The 26349-nt window shown below is 69.3% G+C and carries 25 protein-coding genes; 4 read left to right on the top strand and 21 right to left on the bottom strand.

The genetic code is table 11. From position 1 onward, the window contains the following. Positions 1–7: 7 nt before the first annotated feature. From AADV74_RS03470 to AADV74_RS03435, 8 genes are all read right to left on the bottom strand, one after another. Positions 8–1225, bottom strand: coding sequence for a molybdopterin molybdotransferase MoeA (locus tag AADV74_RS03470; RefSeq protein ID WP_342111854.1), 1218 nt, complete (start codon positions 1223–1225; stop codon positions 8–10). Further along, positions 1222–1494, bottom strand: a complete 273-nt coding sequence (locus tag AADV74_RS03465; RefSeq protein ID WP_342111852.1) for a DUF6457 domain-containing protein — start codon at positions 1492–1494, stop codon at positions 1222–1224. The genes AADV74_RS03470 and AADV74_RS03465 overlap by 4 nt, the downstream gene beginning before the upstream one ends. Next, positions 1491–2156, bottom strand: a complete 666-nt coding sequence (gene mobA / locus AADV74_RS03460; RefSeq protein WP_342111850.1) for a molybdenum cofactor guanylyltransferase — start codon at positions 2154–2156, stop codon at positions 1491–1493. The genes AADV74_RS03465 and mobA overlap by 4 nt, the downstream gene beginning before the upstream one ends. Before the next feature lie 10 nt (positions 2157–2166). Beyond that, positions 2167–2865 carry a ribosome maturation factor RimM gene (rimM, locus tag AADV74_RS03455; RefSeq protein ID WP_342111848.1) on the bottom strand — a complete coding sequence of 233 codons (699 nt, stop codon included), beginning with the start codon at positions 2863–2865 and terminating at the stop codon, positions 2167–2169. Then, the gene (locus tag AADV74_RS03450; RefSeq protein WP_055819239.1) at positions 2862–3104 is read right to left on the bottom strand and encodes an RNA-binding protein; all 243 of its coding nucleotides are present in this window, start codon (positions 3102–3104) and stop codon (positions 2862–2864) included. The genes rimM and AADV74_RS03450 overlap by 4 nt, the downstream gene beginning before the upstream one ends. A gap of 2 nt (positions 3105–3106) precedes the next feature. Beyond that, positions 3107–3526: a 30S ribosomal protein S16 gene (gene rpsP / locus AADV74_RS03445; RefSeq protein ID WP_342111843.1), complete on the bottom strand. Its 420-nt coding sequence runs from the start codon at positions 3524–3526 to the stop codon at positions 3107–3109. 175 nt (positions 3527–3701) lie between these two features. Beyond that, entirely contained in the window at positions 3702–4397 is a 696-nt protein-coding gene (locus AADV74_RS03440; RefSeq protein ID WP_342111840.1) for an ArsR/SmtB family transcription factor, read from the bottom strand. Continuing rightward, on the bottom strand, positions 4394–5308 hold the full coding sequence (locus AADV74_RS03435) for a DMT family transporter (protein WP_342111838.1): 915 nt from the start codon (positions 5306–5308) through the stop codon (positions 4394–4396). The genes AADV74_RS03440 and AADV74_RS03435 overlap by 4 nt, the downstream gene beginning before the upstream one ends. Positions 5309–5438: 130 nt before the next feature. On the opposite strand from AADV74_RS03435, the gene AADV74_RS03430 reads away from it, so the two are divergent. Continuing rightward, positions 5439–6584 carry a glutamate--cysteine ligase gene (locus AADV74_RS03430; protein WP_342111837.1) on the top strand — a complete coding sequence of 382 codons (1146 nt, stop codon included), beginning with the start codon at positions 5439–5441 and terminating at the stop codon, positions 6582–6584. A gap of 15 nt (positions 6585–6599) precedes the next feature. Here AADV74_RS03430 and ppk2 read toward each other — a convergent pair whose 3' ends face one another. The 3 genes from ppk2 to AADV74_RS03415 form a co-directional block, all read right to left on the bottom strand. After that, positions 6600–7457 carry a polyphosphate kinase 2 gene (gene ppk2, locus AADV74_RS03425; protein ID WP_342111834.1) on the bottom strand — a complete coding sequence of 286 codons (858 nt, stop codon included), beginning with the start codon at positions 7455–7457 and terminating at the stop codon, positions 6600–6602. 41 nt (positions 7458–7498) lie between these two features. After that, positions 7499–8947, bottom strand: a complete 1449-nt coding sequence (locus tag AADV74_RS03420; RefSeq protein WP_342111832.1) for a GH1 family beta-glucosidase — start codon at positions 8945–8947, stop codon at positions 7499–7501. A gap of 130 nt (positions 8948–9077) precedes the next feature. Next, positions 9078–9875, bottom strand: coding sequence for an LLM class F420-dependent oxidoreductase (locus tag AADV74_RS03415; protein WP_342111830.1), 798 nt, complete (start codon positions 9873–9875; stop codon positions 9078–9080). 141 nt (positions 9876–10016) lie between these two features. Here AADV74_RS03415 and AADV74_RS03410 point away from each other — a divergent pair, with 141 nt between their 5' ends. After that, a complete protein-coding gene (locus AADV74_RS03410) occupies positions 10017–10781 on the top strand; it encodes a phosphatase PAP2 family protein (RefSeq protein ID WP_342111828.1) in 765 nt (254 codons plus the stop codon). Positions 10782–10812: 31 nt separating this feature from the next. Here AADV74_RS03410 and ffh read toward each other — a convergent pair whose 3' ends face one another. From ffh to ftsY, 3 genes are read right to left on the bottom strand one after another with little or no spacing between them, the layout of a single operon-like run. Further along, positions 10813–12384, bottom strand: coding sequence for a signal recognition particle protein (gene ffh, locus AADV74_RS03405; RefSeq protein WP_342111826.1), 1572 nt, complete (start codon positions 12382–12384; stop codon positions 10813–10815). 38 nt (positions 12385–12422) lie between these two features. Further along, a complete protein-coding gene (locus AADV74_RS03400) occupies positions 12423–12923 on the bottom strand; it encodes a DUF2004 domain-containing protein (RefSeq protein WP_342111824.1) in 501 nt (166 codons plus the stop codon). Positions 12924–12982: 59 nt separating this feature from the next. Next, complete coding sequence (ftsY, locus tag AADV74_RS03395; RefSeq protein ID WP_055819263.1) at positions 12983–13858, bottom strand: signal recognition particle-docking protein FtsY; 876 nt, start codon at positions 13856–13858, stop codon at positions 12983–12985. Between the two features lie 102 nt (positions 13859–13960). Here ftsY and AADV74_RS03390 point away from each other — a divergent pair, with 102 nt between their 5' ends. After that, the gene (locus AADV74_RS03390) at positions 13961–15331 is read left to right on the top strand and encodes an FAD-binding oxidoreductase (RefSeq protein ID WP_342111822.1); all 1371 of its coding nucleotides are present in this window, start codon (positions 13961–13963) and stop codon (positions 15329–15331) included. Positions 15332–15449: 118 nt separating this feature from the next. Here the strand turns inward: AADV74_RS03390 and smc are convergent, their stop codons facing one another. Continuing rightward, entirely contained in the window at positions 15450–18965 is a 3516-nt protein-coding gene (gene smc, locus AADV74_RS03385) for a chromosome segregation protein SMC (RefSeq protein WP_342111820.1), read from the bottom strand. A 131-nt stretch (positions 18966–19096) separates the two neighbouring features. On the opposite strand from smc, the gene AADV74_RS03380 reads away from it, so the two are divergent. Then, positions 19097–20170, top strand: coding sequence for a GNAT family N-acetyltransferase (locus AADV74_RS03380; protein ID WP_342111817.1), 1074 nt, complete (start codon positions 19097–19099; stop codon positions 20168–20170). Between the two features lie 2 nt (positions 20171–20172). Here the strand turns inward: AADV74_RS03380 and mutM are convergent, their stop codons facing one another. The 6 genes from mutM to AADV74_RS03350 all read right to left on the bottom strand — a co-directional run bounded on the left by mutM (position 20173) and on the right by AADV74_RS03350 (position 26343). Beyond that, the gene (mutM, locus tag AADV74_RS03375; RefSeq protein WP_342111815.1) at positions 20173–21096 is read right to left on the bottom strand and encodes a bifunctional DNA-formamidopyrimidine glycosylase/DNA-(apurinic or apyrimidinic site) lyase; all 924 of its coding nucleotides are present in this window, start codon (positions 21094–21096) and stop codon (positions 20173–20175) included. Between the two features lie 7 nt (positions 21097–21103). Continuing rightward, positions 21104–21790: a ribonuclease III gene (gene rnc / locus AADV74_RS03370; protein WP_342113090.1), complete on the bottom strand. Its 687-nt coding sequence runs from the start codon at positions 21788–21790 to the stop codon at positions 21104–21106. Between the two features lie 104 nt (positions 21791–21894). Further along, the gene (gene rpmF, locus AADV74_RS03365; protein WP_055819283.1) at positions 21895–22098 is read right to left on the bottom strand and encodes a 50S ribosomal protein L32; all 204 of its coding nucleotides are present in this window, start codon (positions 22096–22098) and stop codon (positions 21895–21897) included. Positions 22099–22101: 3 nt separating this feature from the next. Beyond that, complete coding sequence (locus AADV74_RS03360) at positions 22102–22644, bottom strand: YceD family protein (RefSeq protein WP_342113089.1); 543 nt, start codon at positions 22642–22644, stop codon at positions 22102–22104. A gap of 38 nt (positions 22645–22682) precedes the next feature. Further along, a complete protein-coding gene (locus AADV74_RS03355) occupies positions 22683–25013 on the bottom strand; it encodes a transglutaminase TgpA family protein (protein ID WP_342111811.1) in 2331 nt (776 codons plus the stop codon). Beyond that, on the bottom strand, positions 25000–26343 hold the full coding sequence (locus AADV74_RS03350) for a DUF58 domain-containing protein (RefSeq protein WP_342111809.1): 1344 nt from the start codon (positions 26341–26343) through the stop codon (positions 25000–25002). Before AADV74_RS03350 ends, AADV74_RS03355 begins: the two co-directional genes overlap by 14 nt. Positions 26344–26349: the final 6 nt, after the last annotated feature.

The following is a 26349-nucleotide window of genomic DNA, read 5'->3' as shown; positions in this document are numbered from 1 at the left end:
CGGGGCGTCAGCGGCGCGCGGCCAGCGCCCACGGCAGCGGCAGCATCAGGGTCGGAGCCGGTGCGTCCTGAGGCGCGACGACGGCGAGGCCCTCGGCCTCCGACAGGCCACGCAGCATCGCCGAGCCGCGCCACGAGGTGGCGACGGCCCGACCGTTCTCGCGGTGGAACGGGATGATGCGGGTGTCGTGCTCGATCGGTTCCACGTCGAGCTCCAGCAGAGGCTCGAGCTGCGAGAGCGCTCCCCCTGTCATCCCTGCCACGAGGGCCGGCGCGAAGCTCAGCAGGCACACCAGTGCCGCGAGCGGGTTGCCGGGGAGCGCGAGCAGGGGCCGGCCGTCGGCCAGACGCGCCAGGAGCACGGGATGACCCGGCCGCATCCGCACGCCGTCGACGACGATGACTCCCCCGGAGTCCTCGACGGCATGGCGCACCCAGTCACCCGAGCCGCGGGACGTTCCCCCCGTCGTGATGACGAGCTCGGCCTCGTCGGGATGCTGCAGGGCCTCGGACACGGCGGCGTGGGAGTCACTCGCGTGATGACCGGAGTGCAGCGACAGGCCGAGCATCGGAAGCAGGCTCGAGAAGACGGGTGTGAAGGCGTCGCGCACCTCGCCTCGGCGAGGAGCCCCGACGGTGATCACCTCGTCGCCGGTCACGACGAGCCGAGCGCGGGCGAGCGGGCGCACCTCCAGGGTGTCGAGTCCCGCGACGGCCCCGAAGGCCACGTGGGCCGGGGTGAGGATCGTGCCGGCAGCCCACAGCAGCTCGCCCGCGGTGATCTCCTCACCGGCCCTCCGGATGTGACGGCCGGCTGGCTGGTCACTCGCGGCTCGACCGGAACCGTTCAGCGACAGCAACTCGGCGCCTGCCGGGTCGCGCTCCGTGGCTCCGTGCTCGCTGCGCAGTACGGCTCTGGCGCCGGGAGGGACGACCGCCCCTGTCGTCACGGGTCGAGCCAGGCCCGGTCGAAGCTCCTCGCTGGGAGTGTCCGCGCCCATTCGCACCGGCTCGCCGACGCGCCAGGGGCCGTCGCCGGCGATCGCCCAGCCGTCCATGGCGCTGATGTCGGCGATGGGCAGAGAGACGACGGCGTGGGCGTCAGCGGCTGATGTGAGGCCGACGGCCTCGCTGATGGCTGCGGGCCGAGAGGGCAGCATCCGCTCGGCCCCCAGGGAGACGGCGCGAGCGCGGGCGTCGTCCCAGCTCGGCGAGGCGGAGCTCACTCGGTCTCGCCGGGGCCCGCGAGCTCGGCGAGCATGGTGGCCAGTCGGCGCACCTCGGCGGCATCGGCACCCGCCCGGCCCGCCGCATAGCCGAGCAGGAACGTCGTCACCGGAGCGGCCGGGCGGGCGACGCCGTGGGCGGCATCCCGAGCAAGATCGAGCAGCACCGGAATCTTGACCTCGAGGTCGCCCAGTGACGAACCGTCGGCGTCGAGGCGGATGGAGACACGGCGCACCCAGTCGTCGAGACCTTCGGGGGTGTTCGTCATGGCGTGGGCTCCTCGGTCTCGGGCGGCAGGGCGATGTCATGGTACGCGGCATCCTCGGGCGTATCGATGTCGGCGGTGACGCCGTCGGGCAGCGAGATCTCCCGCAGGTCCAGGTCGCGGATCAGGCGACGTAGCGACGACCCGTCGAGCGAATCGGCGTGGGCGCTGACGGCAGTCTCCAACGCCTCGGCCTCATAGGCCGCGAGCAGGGGCTGGCGGAACCCGGCGGCATCGATGCCGATCACACCGTCACCGCTCAGAGCAGAGTGCGTCGTGGCGGCGGCGTCACCGGCTGCCGTGCGGCTGACGGCGGTGAGCAGCGCCACGACGGCCTCCTCGATACGGGGTAGATCGACGGCGATCACGACGACGATCGAGGCGAGCGGATGCGGCAACGCGGCGAGCCCGGCAGCCAGAGCTGCTGCAGGCCCGCCATAGAGGGGCCGCTCGCGCGTGACGATCACCCGGGGATCGAGCCCGGCGTCGCCGTCGCCCACCCACGCGATGGCGCGGGCGGCGCCGACAGCGGCGAGGCTGCGGTCGCGGAGGCTGCGTCCGTTCCAGAGCAGCGCCGGCTTCGAGGCGCCTCGGAGCCGATGAGCGCGCCCACCCGCGATGATCACGGCGTCGAACGCCGGGACGACCGCGGGAGAGCGACTCACGCGGAACGGATCAGTTCTCGGACGGAGCTGCGTCGTGCGACGCGTCGTCGGATGCGGCGTCGACCTGGTCGGCGTCTGCCGCGTCGGACTCGACGGAGTCGGACTCGACGGAGTCGGACTCGACGGCGTCGGCCGCGGCATCCGGGGCGTCATCGTCGTCGTCGGGGATCTCCTCGAAGAGGCCGATCGGAGGAGTCACCGTGACGACACCGGTCGTGAGGTCGACGGACGGCACGATGGCCGAGACGAAGGGCACCATGACCTCGCCCGTCGTGGTCTTGACGATGATGAGGTCCTGCGCGGGCAGGTGATCGATGCGGGCGACGAGGCCCACCTTCACGCCGTCGCGCACGACATCGAGGCCGACGAGCTGATGGTCGTACCAGGCGTCCTCTTCACCGGTGAGCTCGGTGGGGTCCTGGTCGACCCAGAGGATGGCCTTGGCGAGAGCCTCTGCTGCGGTGCGGTCGGGAACGTCCTTGAAGAACCCGACGGGGTGCTGGTTGTACCAGCGGAGTTCGATGAGCTCGATCGACTTGCCGTGCCACGGTGTTCCGGGCGGCACCTGCAGGCTGAACACGGCGCCCGGAACGAAGCGTCGTTCCGGGGCGTCCGTGTAGAGCTCGAGCTTGATCGCGCCCTTGAGTCCGTGCGCCTTCAGCAGGCGCCCGACTCTCAGTTGCGTGCGCTTCTGCGCGTCGGCGTTCACCGCGCCGAGTCGGTGTCGACGACGTCGACGCGAACCCGCCGACCGTCCGCGAGGGCGGTGACGAGGGTACGCACCGCCTTCGCGGTACGACCGGCACGACCGATCACGCGACCGAGGTCCTCGGGGTTCACACGAACCTCGAGGATCTCGCCGCGCGGGGTGTTCTTGGTGAGCACCTGGACGTCATCAGGGTGATCGACGATCCCCTTGACCAGGTGCTCGACGGCGGGAGCGAGCAAGACTAGGCCTGCTCGTCCGTTGCAGCCTCGACGGCCTCGTCGGCGGGAGCCTCGGCCTTGGCAGCCGGCTTCTCGGCCTTGGGCTTGAGGACCGGCTTCTTCTTCTCGTCGGCGACGAAGGCAGCCTTGGGCTCCTTCACCTTGACGGTGCTCTTGGCGTTCTTGTCACCCTTGAAGGTGCCCCAGTCGCCGGTGAGCTTGAGGAGCGCAGCTACCTGCTCGGTCGGCTGGGCGCCGACGCTGAGCCAGTACTGGGCACGCTCGGAGTCGACCTCGATGAACGAGGGCTCCTCGGTGGGGTGGTACTTGCCGATCTCCTCGATCACGCGACCGTCGCGCTTGGTGCGCGAGTCGGCGACGACGATGCGGTAGTAGGGTGCGCGGATCTTTCCGAGGCGCTTGAGACGAATCTTGACAGCCACAATTCTCCTGTGTGTTCTATGAGGTTGGGCGAACTGACAGCCGTGAGCGTGGGGTGCACACTCGGCAAAGGTTCAAGGGGAGTTCCAGAGGCCTGATTAGAGGGTCGGGCGGAAAAGGAACTCGACTGACCATTCTTGCAGATTCCCGCCGTAACGGGTAATCGACACCGGACGCTCAGCCGATCGCCAGGCCGAGCTCTCGCTGCAGCGCTGTTCGACCGGCATCCGTCACCGTGATCGCACGTCCCTCGGCCCGCCGGATCCAGTCGCGCTCGAGGAAGACCGCGGCCAGTGCGGCGCCGACTCCCCCGGCCAGGTGCGAGCGGCGTTCGGTCCAGTCGAGGCACAGTCTCACCACAGGACGATGGGCGAGACGGATGCCGTCGACGTCGACGCCGAGCGACCCGAGCCAGGCGGCTCCCGGCGCTGTGAGGGCGATTCCGTCGGCACGGCTGACGTACTCGCGCTGCTCGAGGGCGTCCAGCACCCCGACGCCGAGGCGGCCGGCCAGGTGGTCGTAGCACGTGCGCGCTGCGGCCAGCCCTGCGCCGGCCCGCACCGCCGCGTAGGAGTTCCAAGACGCTGTGGGGCGCGTGCTGGAGGCCAGCACCTCGACGACGTGGGCGGCATCCGGCCCGGCAAGACGCACGTAGCGGTGGCGCCCCTGCCGCTCCTCCACCAGAAGTCCCCCACGCACGAGTCGATCGAGATGCTCGCTCGCCGTCGCCGGGCTCACCCGGGCGAGGCGCGCCAGCTCCCCTGCAGTCCACGCCCGGCCGTCGAGCAGGGCGAGGCAGAACGCCGCCCGGGTGGGATCGCCGAGCAGCGACGCGAGGGCTGCGACAGCGGCGGCCTCCGCGGCGGTCGTCACGACGTCACCGCTCGCCGCCGGGACGGCATCCGTGAGAGTGCCACCCCGACCAGGCAGATGGCACCGCCGACCACCTGCAGCGGCGCGGGCACCTCGGCGAGGAAGGCCCAGGCGATCACGATCGTGAGCGGCGGCACCAGGTAGGTCGTCACGCCCAGCCGACCCGCCGGCATGCGGCTGAGGGCGTACGCCCACGTCGTGAACGCGAGAGCCGTGGGCACGGCGCCGAGATAGACCACTCCCCAGACGGATGCCGCCGGAGCGGCAATGGTCTCCCCGACGAGCTGCAGCAGGAACGGCAGGCACACGACGGCGCCGACGGTGCAGGCGATCCACGTGACCTGCAGTGCCGGGAGGCGCCGCAGCACGATCTTCTGCAGGATCACGCCGATGGCGTAGCTCACGGCGGCGAGGAGGCAGAGCGCGATGCCCCACCCGCTGCCGACAGTGGTGCCCTGGCTGCCGATCGAGATCAGCACGACCCCGACGAGCGACACCACTGCACCGCCGATGAGCCAGGGCGGGATCCCCTCGCGCAGCACGGTTCCGGCCAGCACGGCGATGAGGATGGGGCCGACGTTGACCAGCATCGCCGTCGTACCGGCGTCGAGTTCGAGCTCCGCGGCATTGAGCGCGATGTTGTAGACGGCGAACCAGGAGATCCCGCAGCCGACGAGGAGCAGCCAGTCCCGTGCGGACGGACGCACCCAGCCGCGGCGGGCGAGCAGGACGACGCCGAGCACGACGGATCCGACCAGCAGTCGACCCAGGGTGAGAGCGCCCGGCGAGAAGTGCGCCCCGACGGCACGGATCACCACGAAGGCCGATGCCCACGCCAGCACAGTCACGGCGATCGCCACGAGGGTGAGCGCCGAGACGCGCGTTCCGAGGACGGCAGTGTCAGTGACCATGGCTCGAGCGTAGGCCTCGCACAGTTCGGCTGCGGCCGAAGTGTCACGACCCCCGTCCGGGCGACGAACTGCGAGGATGGCCGACAGGCGGCTCGCCACACAGGTGGACCGAAGAGAGAACGGCTGACGCGTGCACATCAGTTTCGCCCGATCGGAACGCTCCACCGTCGGCATCGAGTGGGAGCTCGCGCTCGTCGACAAGGGCAGCGGTGAACTCACCGGCGTCGCCCCTCAGGTGCTCGAGTCCGTGCGCCCGGCCGATGAGGAGCACCACCCTCACATCACGACGGAGCTGCTGCTCAACACCGTCGAGATCGTCTCGGGCGTGCGCGCCACCATCGGAGGGGCGGTCGCGCAGATGGGCGAACTCGTCGACGAGGTGCGCGCTGCAGCCGAGCCTTTCGGTGCCGATCTCATGTGCGCTGGGTCGCATCCGTTCAGCCAGTGGTACGACCAGCAGGTCACCGACAAGGAGCGCTACCACCGCCTCATCGACCGCACGCAGTACTGGGGTCGCAACATGATGATCTGGGGCGTGCACGTTCACGTCGGCATCGAGTCGCGCGACAAGGCCATCCCGATCCTGGGCGCCCTGCTCAGCTACATCCCGCACCTGCAGGCGCTCTCGGCGTCGAGTCCGTTCTGGGCGGGCGTCGACACGGGTTACGCCTCGAACCGCGCGCTCATGTTCCAGCAGCTGCCGACGGCAGGGCTCCCCTGGCAGTTCGAGGACTGGGCGGCCTACGAGCAGTTCGTCGACGACATGGTCGTCACCGGCGTCATCGACGACGACAGCGAGGTGCGCACGGACATCCGCCCCTCTCCGAAGTGGGGAACCCTCGAGACGCGCGCCTGCGACGGCGTGCCGACGACGCTGGAGCTCGGCGCCCTCGCCGCGCTCATCCAGTGCCTCGTGGAGTGGATGAGCGAGCGGCTCGACAACGGCGAGACCCTCGCGTGGCTGCAGCCCTGGTACACCCGCGAGAACAAGTGGCGAGCGGCCCGCTACGGCCTCGACGCCGAGATCATCCTCGACGCGTCGGGCCGCGAGCGGCTGGTCACCGACGACCTGCGTGAGCTGGTCGAGGCTCTCATGCCGATCGCCGAGCGCCTCGACTGCATCGAGGAACTCGCTCAGGTGATCGAGGTCCTGGATGCCGGCGGAAGCTATCAGCGTCAGCTCGCCGTTGCCGAGGCGTCGGGTGGCGACCTGACGAAGGTCGTCGCGCACCTCGTGCGCGAGATGCGCGCAGGGCGACCGCTGCCGGTCGACTGACCGGGCGGCGTTCGCTCAGACGACCTCGGGCGGCGCGATCGGCGTCTCGCCCTCGTCGTAGACGACGGACGGGCTGCCGATGACGAGGGGGTCGGGAACTCCGACGATGGCCGCGTCCTTGCCGGGGTAGTCGAAGCGGGAGAGCACCCAGCGCATCGCCTCGATGCGGGCCCGCTTCTTGTCGTTGGACTTGACCACGGTCCACCGTGCGTGCGGGGTGTCCGTCGCGGCGAACATGGCCTCCTTCGCCGCCGAGTAGTCGTCCCACTTGTCGAGGCTCGCGAGGTCCGTCGGCGACAGCTTCCACTGCTTGACGGCGTCATCGCTGCGCGAGGCGAACCTCACGCGCTGCTCCTCGCGCCCGACCGAGAACCAGAACTTGATGATGCTCACCTCGCTCTGAACGAGCATCCGTTCGAACTCGGGCGTGGAACGGATGAACTCGGCGTACTCCTGCGGGGAGCAGTAGCCCATCACGTGCTCGACGCCGGCCCGGTTGTACCAGGACCGGTCGAACAGCACGATCTCGCCGCCCGTGGGCAGGTGCTCGACGTAGCGCTGGAAGTACCACTGCCTCCGCTCGCGCTCTGTCGGCACGGCAAGGGCGACGACGCGGGCGCCACGGGGGTTGAGATGCTCCGTGAAGCGCTTGATCGAGCCGCCCTTGCCTGCGGCGTCTCGACCCTCGAACAGGATCACGATCCTCTGGTCTGTGTCCTTGACCCAGGCCTGAAGCTTCAGCAGTTCGATCTGCAGGCGCCGCTTCTGCTTCTCGTACTCCCTGCGCGACATCTTCTCGCTGTAGGGGTACTGGTGCTGCCAGGCGGCATCTGTCGGAACGGGAAGGCTCGGGGCTGGGTCGCTCGTCGTCATTCGGCTCATCGTAGCGAGGCTCGGTGTCCGGATGCCGCTGCTCAGTATGCCGCCGGGGTCTCGGGCAGGCTGCGGGTCCTGATCAGCTCCGAGTACCACTTCGCCGAGTCCTTCGGCAGGCGCTCGAGGGTGTCGAAGTCGACCCGCACGATGCCGAAGCGCTTGGAGTAGCCGTAGCCCCACTCGAAGTTGTCCAGCAGCGACCAGACCTGGTAGCCGCGCAGGTCGACCCCGCGCTGCATCGCACGGTGGGCGGCGGTGAAGTGGCGGCGCAGGTAGTCGGTGCGGTCGATGTCGTGCACGGCGGGGCCGTCGGCCTCCTGGGTGAGCACGTCGTCGAAGGCCGCGCCGTTCTCCGTGACCATGAGCGGCAGATCGGGGAACTCATCGTGCAAGGACACGAGCAGCTCCTCGAGACCCGAGGGGTCGATGTTCCAGCCCATCTCCGTGTACGGGCCGTCCTGGGCCAGGAACTCGACGTCCCGCGAGCCCGGCCAGGGCGAGCCGCCCATGTCCTTGTGGCCGTCCGCGTTCACCCGCTCGCTCACGCCGTCCCACATCTGCACGGTGACGGTGGAGTAGTAGTTGACGCCCAGCACCGAGATCGGCTGCTTGATGATGGCCGTGTCGCCCTCGTGCACGAAGGCCCAGTCCGTGACGTCCTTCGTGTCCTCGATGACGTCGGCGGGGTACTCGCCGTGCAGCAGAGGCCCGAGGAAGACGCGGTTGGCGAGACCGTCGATGCGGCGGGCGGCCTCGGCGCCGGACTCCCCGACGGGGCGGATGACGTGCAGGTTGAGTGTGATCGAGAAGCCGGGGTCGTTGGTGACGACCTCCTGCAGGGCGGTGATGGCGAGACCGTGCGCGAGGTTCAGGTGGTGAACCGCGGCCAAGGCCGACGCGCCGTCCATGATGCCGGGCGCGTGCGCCCCCGACCCGTAGCCGAGGTAGGCCGAGCACCACGGCTCGTTGAGCGTCGTCCACACCTCGATCCGGTCTCCGAGGCGCTCCCCCACGATGCGGGCGTAGTCGGCGAAGGCGTAGGCCGTGGCGCGGTTCGTCCAGCCGCCCTCGTCCTCGAGCGCCTGCGGCAGGTCCCAGTGGTACAGAGTGGCGATGGGGCGGATGCCGCGGCTGATCAGGCCGTCGACGAGCCGCTCGTAGAACGCCAGGCCGGCCTCGTTCGCCTCACCACGCCCAGTCGGTTGGATGCGCGGCCACGCGATCGAGAACCGGTACGCCTCGAGGCCCAGGCTCTTCATGAGGTCGAGGTCTTCGTCGAAGCGGTGGTAGTGGTCGTCGGCCACGTCGCCGGTGTCGCCGTTCCAGACCTTGCCGGGCGTGTGGCTGAAGGTGTCCCAGATCGATGGCCCGCGACCGTCTTCAGTGGCGGCCCCCTCGATCTGGTACGAGGCCGTGGCGGAGCCGAACAGGAAGTCGGCTGGGAAGTCGAGACCGGAGTCGCGGTAGTCGGCGTTGCCCGTGGTCATGGGAGATCACTTTCTGTTCGCATGGCGCAGGGCGCCATGGTGGTTTCCGCCCTCAGGAACTTGCTGTCCCGTAAGCGAACGTTGCTCGGTTTTCAGTTTAGGGGGCGGCAGCGGATGACGCCGAGACGGATCAGGCGTTCTTGCCGTCGCGCCAGGCGAGCCACCGGCGCACGGGCTCGATGTCGTAGTCGGGTCCGCTGATGCCGAGGGTGAAGAGCCGGGCGCCGAGGCCGTACAGCGCCTCGACGTCGGCATCGCTCTGACGACGCAGCTCGATGGAGATCTCGATCTGGTGGGGGTCGCGACCGACGACGGCGCAGTGCTCGTCGAGCACGCCGAGCTTGTGCTCGAGGGTCGCCGGGTCGGAGAAGCTGTGCCAGACGTCGGCGTGCTGGGCGACGATGCGGAGGGTCTTCTTCTCTCCCCCGCCGCCGATCAGGATGGGGATGTCGCGCACCGGCGGCGGGTTGAGCCTGGTCCAGCGCTCCTCGATGCGGGGCAGTGCCTCCCCGAGGGCCTTGATGCGGGTGCCCGGGGTGCCGAACTCGTAGCCGTACTCGTCGTAGTCGCGCTCGAACCAGCCGGCACCGGTGCCGAAGATGAAGCGGCCGTCGCTGATGTTGTCGATGGTGCGGGCCATGTCGGCCTGCAGGTCGGCGTTGCGGTAGCTGTTGCAGTTGACGAGGGCGCCGATCTCGACGCGGCTGGTCTGCTCGGCCCAGGCGGCGAGCATGGTCCACGACTCGTAGTGCTCTCCGTCGGCCGGACCGTTCAGCGGATAGAAGTGATCCCAGTTGAACAGGATGTCGACGCCGAGATCCTCGAGCTCCGACACCGTGTCACGGATCTTCGCGTAGTGGGCGTGCTGCGGCTGCACCTGGACGCCGATACGGACGGAACGGTCTCTGGCATCTGTGGCTGCTGTCATCAGACCAGCCTATGGGGGCGCGGCGGGTCGGCGAGGGGGCTGGCGCAATGCTCTCGGGCGGATACAGTGTGGGATTCGGCACCCGGCAGCAAGGACCATGATGAGTACACAGGACATGCGCGAGCCCGACGGCGGACAGGCGTGAGCACGCGGGTAGAGAAGCAGCGGAACCGCCTGCGCGAGCTGCACGAGAAGTTCATCGTGGAGATCCGTTACGTCGAGGCCCGCGATCGTCACGCACTGATGCGCACGGCACTCGTGCTGGCGATCGTGGGACTGGCGCTCTTCACGGTCATCCTGCTCAGCGTGAAACTGCGCGGCGGAGTCTCCGTGATCGACGAGCCGTTCGCCGAGTGGGCCAAAGGTGAGCGCTCGCCGGTCCTGACGCAGGTGATGATCGTGCTCGCCGTGGCCTTCGGGCCCGTCGCGATGCCCATCATCATCCTGATCACCACTGTCACCTGGGGCATCCTCGCCAAACACGCCTGGCGCCCCCTGCTGCTCGCCGGGGGCATGCTGACCGGCGTGATCCTGGCCCTGATCATCGCCCCGCTGGTCGAGCGGCCCCGTCCGCCGGTCGAGGAGATGCTGTTCGGCCCCGACCACACGTTCTCGTTCCCGTCGGGCCACGTGCTCGGGGCGGCCGACTTCGTGCTGCTGGTCACCTACCTGGTGTTCTCGCGTCGGAAGAGTCGCCGAACCACCGTGATCGCCTTCATCGTCGCGGCCGCCGTGATCGCCGTGCTGTCCGTCAGCCGCATCTACCTCGGGTATCACTGGCCGACGGATGCCCTGGGTTCCATCTCGCTCGCCCTGGCGATCCTCGGCGGCGTGATCGCCCTCGACACCCACCGCACCGTGCGCGTGCGCGAGAACGACGACGCCCCACCAGGCGTTCAGGCCTGATGGGGCGTCGCGACCTTCGCAGCCGGAACGGCTAGCGCAGGAACTTGGTGAGCGCGGCCATCTCCTCGGCGGTGGGTGCGGCGGCAGGCGTCTTGCCCCCGCCGAGGCCGAAGCCGGACCCGCCGGATGCCGCGGCATCCGTCGCCGTCTTCTCACCGGAGGCGATCGCGGCGTTCTCGGCAGCGCGCTTGGCCGGGTTGCCCGACTTCGAGCCCTTCTTCTTGGGCTGCTGCTTGCCGCGGCCTCCCGTGAAGCCGGCACCGGGGATGGGACCCATGCCGGGAACGTTCGGAACGCCGCCCTTGGCGACGGTCTTCATCATCTTGGCCGCCTGCTCGAAGCGCATGACGAGCTGGTTGACGTCGGTCACTGTCATTCCCGAGCCCCTGGCGATGCGCAGGCGCCGCGAGCCATTGAGGAGCTTCGGGTTCACCCGCTCCTTCTTGGTCATCGACTGGATGATCGCCTCGGTGCGAACGATCTCCTTCTCGTCGAAGTTGTCGAGCTGCTGCTTCATGGCGCCGGCGCCGGGCAGCATGCCCATCATCTTCTTGATCGAGCCCATGTTGCGCAGCTGCTGCATCTGGCTGAGGAAGTCGTCGAGCGTGAAGGTGTCCGTCGCGAACTTCTCGGCGACCTTGCGGGCCTCCTCCTCGTCGAAGGCGCCCTGCGCCTGCTCGATGAGCGTGAGGATGTCACCGAGGTCGAGGATGCGGCTCGCCATGCGGTCGGGGTGGAAGGGCTCGAAGTCGTCGAGCCCCTCGCCCGTGGAAGCGAAGATGATGGGTCGTCCGGTGACGGATGCGACCGAGAGCGCAGCACCACCACGCGCGTCGCCGTCGAGCTTCGAGAGCACGACACCGGTGAAGTCGACGCCGTCCTGGAACGCCTTCGCCGTGGCCACGGCGTCCTGGCCGATCATCGCGTCGATGACGAAGAGCACCTCGTCGGGATCGATGGCCTTGCGGATGTCGCCGGCCTGCTTCATGAGCTCGGCGTCGACGCCGAGACGACCGGCGGTGTCGACGATGACGGTGTCGTACTGCTTCTGCACGGCGAACTTCACGCCGTCCTTGGCGACCTTCACCGGGTTGCCGACGCCGTTGCCGGGCTCGGGAGCGAAGACGGGAACGCCGGCCTGCTCGCCGACGACCTGGAGCTGCGTGACGGCGTTGGGGCGCTGCAGGTCGCTCGCGACCAGGAGCGGCGTGTGGCCGTCCTTCACGAGCCACTTGGCGAGCTTGCCCGCGAGGGTGGTCTTACCGGCACCCTGGAGCCCGGCGAGCATGATGACCGTCGGCGGCTTCTTCGCGAACTCGAGACGGCGCTGCTGGCCACCGAGGATCTGCACGAGCTCCTCGTTGACGATCTGAACGACCTGCTGGGCAGGGTTCAGCGCCTTGTTGACCTCGTCGCCGAGGGCCCGCTCGCGCACCTTGCCCGTGAACTCCTTGACGACGTCGAGCGCGACATCGGCGTCGAGAAGGGCGCGCCGGATCTCGCGCACAGTTCCGTCGACGTCGGCCGCCGAGAGCTTGCCCTTGGTGCGGAGGTTCTTGAAGGTATCGGCGAGCCGATCAGAGAGGGTTCCGAATGTAGCCATGGTGCTGCCAGTTTACCGGTGCGCCGCAGCTCTCCAGGTCAGGCGTCGACGTCGGTCGAGACCACGTCGCCCTGCATGTCGAAGGACGCGCTCAGGATGCTGTCCGACTCGTCGGGAGCCAGGGCGTACTCGAAGACGGCGAACTGCTCCTCGGAGCCTGAGTGGTGCGGCTGGAAGCCCACCCGCAGCAGCTTCAGCGAACGCAGCACGTCGATGTCGCGGTCGCCGGAGTCGTAGTCGAGCGACTCCGCGAGGATCTCGGGATCGAGCTCGGCGAACTGCGAGGTCAGGTAGAGCATCGCGTTGGAGCCCTCCTGGCCGATCTCGGCGACGAAGGCCTCCCTGGCGCGCGAATCGAGCTGTTCGAGCGAGTTCACCATGGCGGCGGCCACGTCGAGGGCCTCATCCGTCACCGACTGCTCGCTCGGGGCGCGCAGGTCGACGTCGACGTACTGGTCGCCGGCGTCGACGCCCTCAGACCAGTGCAGCTCGCCGTCGTCGCCGTCGAGGAGTCCGAAGAAGTCGTGTTCGATCGACATCAGGCGATCCTTTCGTTGTGCGGTGTGGCGTTCGGCTCGGCGGGGAGCGGTGCCGAGCCTCAGCCGACGAGCTGCTGCGCGAAGACGTGCGGCGTGAAGCCGGTGAGGTCGCCGATGCCCTCGCCCTGCCCGACGAGCTTGATGGGGATGCCGGTCTTGTCCTGCACGCTGAGCACGAAGCCGCCCTTGGCTGAACCGTCGAGCTTGGTGAGCACGAGCCCGGTGACGCCGGCGTGCTCGACGAAGGCCTCGGCCTGCGCGAGCCCGTTCTGGCCGGTGGTGGCGTCGAGAACGAGCAGCACCTCGGCGATGGGAGCCTGCTTCTCGATGACGCGACGGATCTTGGTGAGCTCGTCCATGAGCCCGCCCTTGGTCTGCAGGCGCCCGGCGGTGTCGATCAGCACGATCTCGAAACCCTCAAGCTTGGCTCGTTCGATGGTCTGGAAGGCGACGGATGCCGGATCCTGGCCCTGCTGCTGCGGGCGGACGATCGAGGCGCCGGCCCGTTCGGCCCAGGTCGCCAGCTGGTCGACGGCCGCGGCGCGGAAGGTGTCGGCGGCTCCGACGAGCACGCTTCGCCCGTAGTTGCCGAGGAACTTGGCGAACTTGCCGATCGTCGTCGTCTTGCCGACGCCGTTGACGCCGACCACGAGCACGACGGCCGGCCTGTCACTGAGCTTCAACGTGGTGTCGAAGCGCGCCAGCCTCTCCTCGATACCCTCGCGGAGCATCCGCTGCAGGTCCTTCGGGTCGGTGGTGTTGTAGCGGGCGACCTTCGATCGGAGGTCCGCCACGATCGCCTCGGTGAGGTCGGGGCCGAAGTCGGCCGTGATGAGGGCGTCCTCGAGGTCGTCCCAGGTCTCGTCGTCGATCGTCTTCTTCGCGAACATGCCGCGGAGGGCGCCGGAGAGCGACCAGGAACTGCGTTCTGCCATGCCCCCAGCGTACTGGCGTGCAGGGTCTTCCCCGTGTCGGTCGACGGCGCTATCGTTCGAGGCATCCTCAGATTCCACCCCATAGTCGTCTGGAGTACCCCTGTGTCATCGTCGACCCCGTCTGCCATCACCGATCTCGAGAGCACCATCACCGGCGCCGTCGTCCTCCCGGATGATCCCGCCTACGACGTCGCCCGCTCGGCCTGGAACCTCACGGTCGATCAACGCCCGGCAGCGGTCGTGACACCGGCCGACGCCGACGAGGTGCGTGCCGTGCTCGCTGCAGCCGCGGCATCCGGACTCGGAGTCACCGTGCAGCCCAACGGGCACGGGGCCAACGGCTCGCTCGAGGGGGTCGTGCTGATCCGGCCGACGGCCTTCGACGAGATCACCATCGACCAGGACGCGCGCACAGCACGCGTCGGCGCCGGGGTGAACTGGGGGCGCGTGCTCACCGCCCTTGACGGCACAGGACTCGTTGCGCTGGCCGGCAGCAACCCCGAGGTCAACACCGTCGGCTACTCGATCGGCGGCGGACACTCCATGTTCAGCCGCTCGTTCGGGCTCGCTTCGCGGTCGGTGACCGCCGTCGAGCTGGTCGATGCCGGCGGCGAAGCGCGTCGGGTCACTGCTGAGAGTGATCCAGAGCTGTTCTGGGCCGTGCGCGGCGGGGGCGGACTGTTCGGCGTGATCACCGCTGTCGAGTTCGCCCTCCACCCCGCAGACGCCCTCTTCGGAGGAAGCATCGTCTTCCCGATCAGCGTCGGCATCGACGCCCTCGTCGCCGGTTTCGACCTGGCCGAGACCGACCCCCGACTCGGCCTCGACATCTCACTGGCGCGGTTCCCCGACATGCCCCAGCTCCCCCCGCCCCTGCGCGGCCAGACCATAGCGTCGGTGGCGTTCGTGCACATCGGGGATGAGGCTTCCGCCGCTCCGATCGTGGACAGGCTGCGGTCCATCGGGACTCCGCTGCTCGACGGTCTCACGTCGTTCACGATCGGGGGGCTGGCTGCGGTCGCTGCCGAGCCGACGGATCCGATGCCCACCGTCGACTGGGGCGGAACCGTCGACGGGTTCGATCGCGCGACGGCCACGGAGTTCGTCGGAGCGTTCCTCGCGGGCGTTGAGGGCGGGCTCAGCCGCGTCAGCGTGCGACCGCTCGGGGGCGCCATTGCAGCGGGTCCCGAGGTCGACGACGCCGCAGTCGGTGCGATCGGTGCGCAGGCGCTCATCAGTTCGGGAGTGCTCGCCTTCACCCCCGAGATGGCTGCGGGGGCGGATGCCGCCCTCGAGCCGCTCCGCCGGTTCGCAGCCGCCCATCCCGCCACCGGCATGGTGCCGACCTTCCTCGGCAGTGGCACGGGGCTTGCCGATGCCTTCGATGTGGTCGCGCTCGATCGCCTGCGTGCGGTGAAGGATCGCGTGGACCCGAGCGGCCTCATCCGCAGCAATCGGGCGCTGCCGGCGTAGCCGCTCCGCTCGCCGAGGGCCGGGCGAAGCCCCGGTCGAAGCGTCGTCCTCACACTGCCCGCTCCCCAGGGCGCTTCGGGCGGTCGCTTCGCTCGGCCCTCACCGAGCGTCAGACCATCTAGGCGGTAGCCCGCTCCTCGGTCACGCGCTGACCCACGACGGCCGAGACGCCGTCCTGGCGCATCGAGACGCCGTAGAGCGCATCCGCGATCTCCATCGTGCGCTTCTGGTGCGTGATCACGATCAGCTGGCTCGACTCCCGCAGGTCCTGGAAGATCGTGAGCAGGCGGCCGAGGTTGGCGTCATCGAGAGCCGCCTCGACCTCGTCCATGATGTAGAACGGGCTGGGGCGCGCCTTGAAGATGGCGATGAGCAGCGCGACGGCGGCGAGCGAACGCTCACCGCCCGACAGCAGCGAGAGACGCTCGATCTTCTTGCCCGCCGGCTTCACTGCCACCTCGATGCCGGTGGTGAGCATGTTCTCGGGGTCTGTGAGCGTGATGCTGCCGACTCCGCCCGGGAACAGGATCGGGAACACCTCGGCGAACGCGGCCTGGGTGTCATCGAAGGCCGCGGAGAAGATGACCTGCATCTTCTCGTCGATCTCCTCGATGATCGTGATGAGATCCTTACGGGTGTTCGTGAGGTCGGTGAGCTGCTCGGTCAGGAACTTGTGCCGCTGCTCCAGCGCGGCGAACTCCTCGAGGGCGAGCGGGTTCACACGACCGAGCTGCGCGAAGGTGCGCTCGGCCTTCTCGAGGCGCTTCTTCTGCTCGGCACGATCGAAGACCGTCGGTTCCCCACCCTCGACCTCGGCCGGCACCGGCTCCTCGGGCCCGTACTCGGCGATCAGCACGTCTTCGACGAGCCCCAGCTCGGATCCGGCTCGCTCGAGCAGGCTGGACAGGTGCAGCTTCTTCTCGTAGATCTGCAGCTCGAGCCCGTGCACGTTCTCGGTGATGGCGTTGAGCCGCTCCCGGGTGGCCGCCTCATCGCGGCGGAGCGCCACGAGCTCATCGTTCTGACTGGCGCGCTGGGCCTCGGCCGTCGCGAGTTCGAGTCTGGCCTGGGCGACGGATGCGTCGACCGACGTGAGCACTGCTGGCAACGCCTCGGTCACGGCCGTTGCGGACTCCACCTGACGGCGCCGGATGACGGCACGTCGAGCGGCCTCCTCGGCCGCCGCTCGCTCCGACTCGCGCTGGCGCACCAGCGCGGCGGACCTGGCCTGCTCGGCGCGCACCCTCTCGCGGGCCGTCTCGAGCGACAGGCGCCCCTCGACCTCGCGCTCGCGTGCCGACTCCAGCTCGACGAGCAGGCTGTCGCGCGCGGAGACGTCGAGGATCGGACGCGGCTTGGACTTGGCGGCATCCAGAGCCGACCTCGCAGCATGTGCCGTGCTCTCGGCCTCGGCCACTCGCTCTGCGGCTAGCTGGAGCGCAGCGTCGAGGCGGGCCTGCTCGGCGCCGGCGGCCTCGGACTGCACCCTGGCGCGGTTGAGCTTCTCGGCCGCCGCAGCCAACTGCGAGTCGAACTCGCGCAGGGCGGCGAGGGCCGCTGCCGACTGCTCCTTCGACACCTGCAGGATGCCGCGCTGCTCTGCGAGCGTGAACCGGGACCGCTCGATGATCGAGGTCACGTCGTTCAGGCGTTCCGCGGCTGCATCACGTTCGGCCACGAGCTCGAGGCGCGAGCGTTTGGCACCACTGCCGCCGCGCAGCACGAAGGTGGTGAGGACGTCGCCGCCCCGGGTGATGACGGTGACGGGGGTCGCAGCATCCGCGAGCCCGCTGCGCCAGGCCGCACGAGCGGAGGCGAGGTCGTCGACGATCACGGTGTTGGCCAGCAGGCTGAGGACGCCGTCGGGAGCGTTGACGACTCCGGATGCCGCAACGTAGCCATCGCCGGGGGCTGCTGCTGTCACCACGCGATCGGGCCGGGCGACGACGACCTCGACACGGCCGAGCTCCTCGGCGATCGCGTACTCCACGGCGGCGGTGGCTGCGTCGAGATCGTCGGCCAGGACGGCGTCGGCGAGGGTCCCGAGGGCGGCGGCGATGGCCACCTCATAGCCGGGGTGCACCTGAACGTGCTCGGCGACGAGTCCGAGGACGCCGTCGAGCCTGGCCGCGACGAGGGCGGCCGAGCCGTCCTTCTGGTCGAGGGCCGATGACAGTGCGCCGGTCTTGGCGGCGAGGGCGTCGCGTTCGCGTTCGTGGCCGTGCAGTTCGTCGCGGATGCGCTCGATCTCGGCCTCGGCCTCGAACAGCGCTCCCTGGGCGAGTTCATAGGCCTCGTCGAGGTCGGTCTCGCCGACGTCCGCCGTCGCGGCCTCCGCCTCGAGCAGCGCGAATTCGGCGCGGACGGCGCTGTGACGCTCGCGGGCGGCCTCGAGGGCGTTCTCCTGGCGCAGCACCTCGCCGCGCACGGCGGCGAGACGGGAGGCGGCCGCATCCGACTGCCCGGTGAGCTTGGTGATCTCGAGGTCGTGGCGGGAGACGAGAGCGCTCTGGGACGCGATCTCCTCGTCGACGCCGTCGAGCGAGTGACGGGCAGCGGCCGTGGCGAGCTGTGCCTGCTGCAGCCCGGCCTCGGCGAGCACCACGACCTCCTGCAGGCGCACGATCTCGGCTGCGGCGTCGTCGAGCATCTGCGAGCTGACCGACGGACCGGCATCCGGAGCCTCGGACTCCCCTCCGAGCAGCGCGATGCGCTGGTTCGCGAGGGTGTACAGGCCGCGGAGGCGCTCCTGTACCGACTCCAGGCCGAAGGCCGTGCGGCGGGCGCCGTCGACGGCGTCGCCGACCTGCTCCTGCTCGATGCGCTGGATGCGCAGCTGCTTCTGGTCGAGTTGCGCCTGCAGCACGATGCGCTCGCTGTGACGCTCGTGCTCGCTGCGGGTGTACCCGTCGAGCGCGTTGCGCAGGGTGAGCACCTCGTCGGCGAGGAGCCTGGCGCGGGCGTCGCGCACGATGGCCGCGATCGACTGCGCCTCGCGGGCGATCTCGGCCTGGCGGCCGAGGGGCTTCAGCTGGCGCCGGATCTCGCCGGCGAGGTCTGACAGACGCGTGAGGTTGGTCTGCATCGCCTCGAGCTTGCGTACGGTCTTCTCCTTGCGGCGACGGTGCTTGAGGATCCCGGCCGCCTCCTCGATGAAGCCGCGGCGCTCCTCGGGGCTGGCGCGCAGCACGGCGTCGAGCTGGCCCTGGCCGACGATCACGTGCATCTCCCGGCCGAGGCCGGAGTCGCTCAGCAGTTCCTGCACGTCGAGCAGGCGGCATCCCTGTCCGTTGATCGCGTACTCGCTCGACCCGTTGCGGAACAGCGTGCGACTGATGGTGACCTCGGTGTACTCGATCGGCAGAGCGCCGTCCGAGTTGTCGATGGTGAGCGTGACCTCGGCGCGACCGAGCGGCCCGCGGGTCGAGGTGCCCGCGAAGATGACGTCCTCCATCTTCCCGCCGCGGAGGGTCTTGGCACCCTGCTCGCCCATCACCCATGCGAGAGCGTCGACGACGTTCGACTTGCCGGAGCCGTTCGGGCCGACCACGCAGGTGACGCCGGGTTCGAAGGCGAACGTGGTCGGCTGCGCGAAGGACTTGAACCCCTTCAGGGTCAGGCTCTTCAGGTACAACGCGTGCCTCTTTCCACCGGGCGGATGCTTGCCACAACGGTACCGGACACATGGCCTTCAGCCCGGCAGGTGGCTAGGCTGGTCGGCTGCCCGTTTTCGACCCGGAACGCAGCGCGGAAGGAGGGCAGCGCATGCCCAGGCGATTCACCATCGAGCCGCTCGTGATCCCCGAGGCACCCGGCGCTTCCGGGTGGTCGGATTTCGACGCGGCGAACGCCGTGCGGAATGTCTGCGAGGCCGCCTCCTACGGCACGCAGGACCTCGTCCGCCGTGCCGACGAGATGCTCCCGATGTGGCAGAACACCGAGTTCGAGCCCAGACACGGCCTGATAGCCCGACTGGATGGCGATGTCGTCGCCCGCGCCGTCATCGACACCCTCGCCGACCCGGCCTCCAAGCACGCCTGGCTCGAGGTGCTCGTGCGGCCCGAGGCCCGCGGGCTGGGCATCGGTGCCGCTCTCAGCGACGCCATCGAGCAGCTCGCCCTCGACGCCGGACGCTCGACCTTCATCGTCTACGCGGCATCCCCCGATGCCCCTGGCCCTCGACTCGACGCCCCGACAGGGTTCGGTTCGGTACCGCTCGAGAACCCCGAGGTGAGATTCCTGCTCTCCCGCGGCTACAGGCTCGAGCAGTTGAATCGGGGCAGTCGGCTCTCGCTGCCGGCGGATCCGGAGGCCGTGCGGCGCCTCGAAGCCGACGCTGAAGCGCACGCGGTCGGGTACAGCGCCGTCACCTGGATCGGGTCGACGCCCGAGCAGTACCGTTCCGACATGGCGAACCTGCACACCCGGATGAGCACTGACGCACCGACAGCCGGCCTCGAAGAGCCCGAAGACGTCTGGACCGTCGAACGCGTCGATGCGGAGGACGCCTCCAGGTCGTCGGCCGATCTCGTGCCCGTCACCGCCGCCGCCGTGCACGGGGCCACGGGTGCCCTCGTCGCGTTCTCGACGACATTCGTCCCCGCCGAGCAGAACCGCGCGATCACCCAGGACGACACGCTCGTCCTGCGCGAGCACCGCGGGCACCGTCTCGGGACCCTGGTGAAGCTGGCGAACCTGCGGGCTGTCGAGAACGACTTCCCGGGGCATCCGTCGATCATCACCTTCAACGCGGAGGAGAATCGGCCCATGCTCGACGTCAACGAGGCGATGGGATTCGTGCCGATCGGGTATGAGGGCGCGTGGCGTCGGGACGCGTAGGGTCAGCCGACGGCCGGAAGGCGCGGCCTGCGTTGGCAGCGCGGGCAGAAGTGCGAGCCGCGGTTCATGAAGGTCTCGCGCACGATGGGAGTTCGGCAGCGCGGGCATGGCTCTCCCTGCTGGCCGTACGCGTTCAGCGAGTGCGAGAAGTAGCCTGACGCCCCGTTCACATTGACGTACTGCGCATCGAAGCTGGTGCCGCCCTCGGCCAGGGCCTTCTGCAGGACGTGCCGAACCTCGGTCAGCAGCTGGCGCGCCTTCGCCCGCGACAGCGACGCCGACGGGATGTCGTAGTGCACCTTCGCGGCCCACAGGGCCTCGTCGGCGTAGATGTTGCCGATGCCGCTCACCAGGTTCTGGTTGAGCAGCGAACGCTTGATTCCCGTGCGCGTACGTGCGAGAGCCGCCAGGAAGGCCAGGTCGGAGAACGCCGGATCGAGCGGGTCCCGCGCGATGTGCGCGACCTGGCTCGGGATCGATCGTTCCCATTCCCCGGATGCCGCTCCCCCGTAGCCCGCGACGGCACCGTCTTCGGTGGGCACCATGGCGTCGACGGCCATCGAGCCGAAGATGCGCTGGTCGACGAAGTTCACCCAGAGCTCGCCGTGCTCCGGGTGGTCGAGGTGCAGACGGATGCGCAGGAGTCCGGTCTCCTCGAACCCCGGCGTCCGCAACAGCACCTGCCCGCTCATGCCGAGGTGCGTGACGAGGGCGTCGCCGGAGTCGAGCGGCAGCCACAGGAACTTGCCGCGGCGCACGGCTGCCAGCATCCGTCGCCCCTCGACGAGGTCGACGAACGGGCCGCGGGAGACGACGTGCCTCTTGAGCGAACGCGGCTCGAACACCTCGACACCGGCGATGACCGCACCTGTCACAGCGGGTTCGAGGCCGGCTCGGACGACCTCGACCTCGGGCAGTTCGGGCACGCCGGCGCTACTTCGCCGAGCTGGAGGACTTCGCAGCGGCACCGTCGAGCAGTGACCACGCCTCGAGGGCCGCGGCCATCTCGGCGTGCTTCTTGCTGGTGCCCTCGCCCGTCGCCGTGACGTCGCCGACGGTGACAGTCGCGACGAACACCTTGGAGTGATCCGGGCCGCTCTCGCTGATGGAGTACGCGGGTGCCGTCTTTCCGTGGCGGGCGGCGCTCTCCTGCAGGCTGGTCTTCGGATCCATCGACGCACCGAAGCGATCGGGGTCGGTGAGCAGAGGATCGATGATGCGCAGCACGAAAGCCGTCGCGACGTCACCGCCACGATCGAGATACACGGCGCCGATGATGGCCTCGACCGTGTCGGCGAGGATCGACGCCTTGTCGCGCCCGCCGGTCCTGGTCTCCCCGCGACCGAGCCGCACGTAGCTGCCGACGTCGTTCTGACGCGCGACCTCGGCGAGGGCGGCACTGCTCACGAGGCTCGCTCGCCGCTTGGCGAGTTCACCCTCCTCGAGCGTGGGGTACTCGCGGTAGAGCATGACCGTGACGGCCTGCCCGAGAATCGAGTCGCCCAGGAACTCGAGTCGCTCGTTCGTCGGGATGCCACCGTGCTCGTACGCGTACGAGCGATGCGTCAGGGCGAGCTCGAACAGCTCGGCATCGAGTGCGATGCCGAGCTGTGCGAGCAGGCCCTCCGGAGGCTTCTCCGAGGTACTCACGAGTGCGATGTCCGAAGTCCGAAACGAAAGGCGCGGGCCGACGTTGCCGTCAGCCCGCGATCCTGACGATCGATTCAGACGTCGGCGACCTTGCGGCCCTTGTACTCGAGGAACAGGGCGGTGCCTGCGGAGTCCTCGACGACCTTGGCGCGGTGCGGAAGGCTGTAGGTGACCTTGCCGTTCTCGACGGTCTTGACGAGCGTGGGGACCTCGGCCTTCCACTGCGAACGACGCGAGTGGGTGTTGCTGCGAGACTTCTTCCGCTTGGGAACAGCCATGATTCAACTCTCTTTCTGCTGTTCAGCGCGCTCCTGAGAGCTGTCGCTGATGTCTGAGGAAGCTCCCAGGCCTGCAAGCGCGGCCCATCGCGGGTCATGCTGCACTCGTTCACCGAGTTCCGGGTGTTCTTCGATCCGCAGCCCTGTCTCGGGATCGAGACCGGGGCAATCAGGCCGACACACCGGCTGGAACGGAAGTGCTAGCACCACCGCATCCCTGATGAGTGATTCAAGATCCACGTGGTCGTCTTGAACCTCATACTCGAAAGCTTCTCCAGAAGAATACGCGAAAAGCTCCTGAAACTCGACTTCGACAGGCAGGGAGATGTCTGTGAGGCATCGGCCGCACTCTCCATCGGCCGTCGCGGACACGTCGGCGGAGACCAGAACGCCCTCGTGCACCGACTCCAGGCGTACGTCGACATCGACGGATTGGCCGGAGCGCACCGCCACCAGGCCCTCCCCCATGTCCTCGGTCAACGGGATGGTCAGGTCGTGCTCGCGCATCTCACCGGGGCGGTGCAGGAGGTCACGGACGTTGACCATGTACGGGGTCTTCTCGAACTTGCTCACGAGGATCGATTCTACGCGGCGGCGGCACTTCTTCCGCGGCCGGGCCCGAATGCCTCGGGACGCAGCGAGCGTGGCAGGAGCGCGGCGCGCAGGCGAGCGCGCACGTCGACTCCGGAGCGCAGCGATGCCAGCACGGCATCCAGGTCGTCGACGAGTGCCTCGTTGCGATGCCGGGCTTCCGCGCCGGGACGCGCGTAGCGCTCGTGTTCGACGGCGTCGCGCAGGCGCTCGAGCGCAGCGGCCACGGCATCCGTCAGACCACCGGATGCTGACAGCCGGCTGGCAAGATGCCGCGCGGTCTCGGTATCGGGCACACCGAGCCCGAGATCGACAGCGGAATCGACGAGTTCGCGCCAGAGCAGCGACGGTGAGGCCCGACCGGATGCGACTCGTCGGCGGCGCTGCAGGCGGCCGACTGTGCGGATGAGGAACGGGAGCAGCAGGATCAGCGCCGCGCCCAGCACGACGAGCGACACCTGGAGCCAGAGCAGGGAGACCTGCGCCGCTGTAACGGCCCCACCCGCGTTCTGCTCGCGGTCCTGCAGCGCGGCGTCGCGGTTCGCCTGGTCGTTCGTCGACGGCGCGAGCGGGGCAGTCGACGCCTGTCCGACGCCACGCGCGTAGTCGGGAATCGACCCGCGGCCCGTCGTCGGCTCGAAGGGCACCCAACCCACGCCGGGGAAGTAGAGCTCGGGCCAGGTGTGCAGGTCGTGCGTCGTCACGTTCCAGCGCGGCAGGCCCTCCATGGTGTCGCGCGTGCTCTCGCCGGGAAGGTAGCCGAGCGCTATGCGCGACGGGATGCCGAGGCTCCTCGCCATGACGGCCATCGCCGAGGCGAAGTGGATGCAGTAGCCCTTCTTCACGTCGAGGAAGCGGGCGATGACGTCGAGGCTGCCGCCGTCGTAGCCCTCGTCGACCGGAGCCTCGGTCGAGTAGGCGTAGGCGCTGCTCCGGAAGTAGCGCTGGAGTGCGATCGCCGCGTCATAGGGGTTCGTGACGTTCGCGGTCTCCTCGGCGGCGAGCTCGCCGATGATGGCCGGGGCGTTCTCCGGCAGCTCGAGGTATCGCTGAATGGCGGCGGGATAGTCGGTGCCGCTGTCGCGCAGCTGTTCGGCCGTCGGCTTCAGCTCGAGTCCTGCGACCTTGTAGCTCTGGCCCTGCGTCGTGGACTTGTCGCTCGACACAGTCAGGGCGCCGTCGTCCCACTGCCAGTCGCCGTCGAGTCCGTCGATGCTCGTCGCAGGGTACGGCACGGGAAGCCAGGAGCTGATGACGGTGTCGACCTGCACCGTCGTGCTGATATCGTCGCGCTCGACGGCATCCGTCAACCCCTCAGGGTCGCCGAACTCGTCAACGGTGTTGGTGATGTCGGTGGCTCCGCGCCCGGCCACCCACTCGAGGTCCTCCGAGAAGGAATCGAGGGTGAGCAGCTTGAAGTAGGGCTGGTCGTCCGCCGTCGTGGCGTAGTGCATCGCCAGGGACGCCTCGGGCCGGCGCAGGTCCTGGCCGAGGTCGATCAGCGGACTCACACCGGACCCGAACAGTACGCCGGTCTGCTTGTTGGAGATGACGGAGGAATCGGAGAGAGCCGGGGTGGCGGCCGAGAGCACGAGCGCCGAGACAATGGCGATGGCCCCGACTCCCAGCGAGCCCCAGACCGGCCCGGGCCCGCGTCGTTCCGGGCCGCTGCTGCGGGGAGCGGCGCGGCCGCGGTCGCGGGTGGCCGCTTCACTGCGACGACGGATGCGCACATCGACGCGCAGCAGGAGCAGGTAGGCGCAGGCCGTGAGCACGAGCGCCGCGAGATCCGTTCCCGACTTGGTGATGAGGGCCGGAACCGACACGGGGATGAGGATGAGCGCGCCGGCGATCGCGGGGAAGCGCAGCGTGATCGCCACGGTGTCGAGTGCGATCGCCAGCAGGCCGGCGCCGACGGCGAGCAGGAACAGGATGCCCGGGTAGACGACGGCCGGAACCGCCTGCTGCTGGATGGACAGCATGCCGGCCTCGGCCAGGCCGCCCCACTGCTCGACGGTGCCCGGGGTGGGGACGAGCCAGAGCAGACCCGACCCGTCTCCGAAGAACAGTGTGAGCGTCACCAGCAGCACCCCGCCGGCGGCGAGCGGCACGACCGAGCGCGCCCATCCCAGATTCCGGAACGCCCCAGCGGAGACGAGGGTGATCGCGGAGACAGCGGCCATCACCCACCACCAGCTCGATCCCCGCAGCACGGGGCCGAGCGCCATCGACGCGACGAGCAGCAGCACGACCAGGGCGCCAGTGAGAGCCCAGTAGTTGCGGCCGCGCTCGGCGAAGCGCGGCGTCGTCTCAGACCGGCTCATCGACGGGCCTCCGCTCGCGTCCGGTCTGCTCCCAGGCCTGGGCGATACCGCGGGCGTTGCGCAGCTGCACGCACCGCCAGCCCGCGTCCTCGAGCTGCTCGACGACCACCGGGGCGACTGTGTCGACCACGAAGGCGATGGCGGGCTCGCAGTACGGCCGGAGCGCTGCGAGCTCCTGCGCCTCCCTCACATCGACGTCGATCAGGACGGCGAAGGTCGGCAACCTGTTGCCCGGGTTCCGGATGGCACTGCCCGGGGAATCGGCGCGTGTGTCGCGGTCGCCTCCGCTCGCGGGGAGCACGAGGTTCGCGAGGCCCTCGAGCAGGTCGCGATCGCCGGCAGGGAGCCTGTACGGCGTCGGGGTGTCGCCACGCAGGCCGCCTCGGACGCGGTCCGTGGCTGGCGAGAGCTGGCTCGCGCCGGTCTCGATCACGTCGAGCCTGAACCCGGCATCGAGCAGGTGGATGCCGATGGATGCCGCCATCTCGAGCGAGAGCTCGAAGGCGCCGTCGAGGCGAGGTCGTGTGATGTTGGAGCCGCCGCGCACGCCGACCGAGTGGGTGGTGTCGAGAATGAGCCGGGCCTCGGGGTTGCTGCGCTGCTCCTCCTGACGCACCATGAGCTCGCCGTGACGCGCTGTGGCCGGCCAGTTCATGCGCCGCAGCGGGTCGCCGGGGCGATACTCGCGGGCGATCAGCTCGTCGGAATTCGGGTTCGAATGACGCAGCAGCTCGTGCATGCTGCCGTCCCCGTTGGTGAGCGACAGCGCGTTCCCCGGCAGCGGACTCACGCGCGGTGTCACGACGAGGTCGTGCGGAACTCCGGCCGTCTGCTCTCCGGATGCGAGCCCGAAGGGGTCGGCACGGTCGAGGATGAGCGGTCCGATGCCGAACACTCCGCGGCGGCGCGGGGTGAGGGTGTACTCCAGACGGGCAGTGTCGCCCTCGTCGACCCGTCCGTGGCGCCCGAGGCTCGGCATGAGGGCGCTCGCCGGAACGGAGATGCCGGATTCCGCCTGATCGCGCCAGCGCGCGCCGTAGCTCGGGCGCAGCGAGAGGTTCTGGACCACCAGCGAGACCACGGCCTCGCTCCCGGCGGGCACGATCACCGGGGAGAACGAGCGCGTGACGTGCACCCGCATCCGTCGCACGAGCACATAGCCCATGGCGACGAGCGGAATGGCGATCAGGAAGCAGGCGACGAAGAGGGCGTCACGGCGCTCGAGGAACAGTCCGTACAGGAACATAGCGATGCCCGCCGCGAGGAAGGCCCAGCCGCGCACGGTCGGGCGTGGCCACCACAGCTTCTGGGAACGGACGTCGTCGGCCATCGTGCG

Source organism: Leifsonia stereocauli, from assembly GCF_038432415.1.
GTDB lineage: Bacteria > Actinomycetota > Actinomycetes > Actinomycetales > Microbacteriaceae > Orlajensenia > Orlajensenia stereocauli.
The sequence above is the reverse complement of the archived record's forward strand: the minus strand, read 5'-3'. Positions and strand labels throughout refer to the sequence as shown.

What these genes read in the sequence shown, in the direction of transcription:
- AADV74_RS03400 (WP_342111824.1), bottom strand. Translation starts at nt 12,923, where the DNA reads ATGTCGATCGAACACGACTTCTTCGGACTCCTCGACGGCGACGACGGC.
- ffh (WP_342111826.1), bottom strand. Translation starts at nt 12,384, where the DNA reads ATGGCTACATTCGGAACCCTCTCTGATCGGCTCGCCGATACCTTCAAG.
- AADV74_RS03420 (WP_342111832.1), bottom strand. Translation starts at nt 8,947, where the DNA reads ATGACCACGGGCAACGCCGACTACCGCGACTCCGGTCTCGACTTCCCA.
- AADV74_RS03350 (WP_342111809.1), bottom strand. Translation starts at nt 26,343, where the DNA reads ATGGCCGACGACGTCCGTTCCCAGAAGCTGTGGTGGCCACGCCCGACC.
- AADV74_RS03380 (WP_342111817.1), top strand. Translation starts at nt 19,097, where the DNA reads ATGCCCAGGCGATTCACCATCGAGCCGCTCGTGATCCCCGAGGCACCC.
- ftsY (WP_055819263.1), bottom strand. Translation starts at nt 13,858, where the DNA reads ATGGCAGAACGCAGTTCCTGGTCGCTCTCCGGCGCCCTCCGCGGCATG.
- AADV74_RS03360 (WP_342113089.1), bottom strand. Translation starts at nt 22,644, where the DNA reads ATGGTCAACGTCCGTGACCTCCTGCACCGCCCCGGTGAGATGCGCGAG.
- ppk2 (WP_342111834.1), bottom strand. Translation starts at nt 7,457, where the DNA reads ATGACGACGAGCGACCCAGCCCCGAGCCTTCCCGTTCCGACAGATGCC.
- AADV74_RS03355 (WP_342111811.1), bottom strand. Translation starts at nt 25,013, where the DNA reads ATGAGCCGGTCTGAGACGACGCCGCGCTTCGCCGAGCGCGGCCGCAAC.
- AADV74_RS03435 (WP_342111838.1), bottom strand. Translation starts at nt 5,308, where the DNA reads ATGGTCACTGACACTGCCGTCCTCGGAACGCGCGTCTCGGCGCTCACC.
- AADV74_RS03415 (WP_342111830.1), bottom strand. Translation starts at nt 9,875, where the DNA reads ATGACAGCAGCCACAGATGCCAGAGACCGTTCCGTCCGTATCGGCGTC.
- rpmF (WP_055819283.1), bottom strand. Translation starts at nt 22,098, where the DNA reads ATGGCTGTTCCCAAGCGGAAGAAGTCTCGCAGCAACACCCACTCGCGT.
- AADV74_RS03465 (WP_342111852.1), bottom strand. Translation starts at nt 1,494, where the DNA reads ATGACGAACACCCCCGAAGGTCTCGACGACTGGGTGCGCCGTGTCTCC.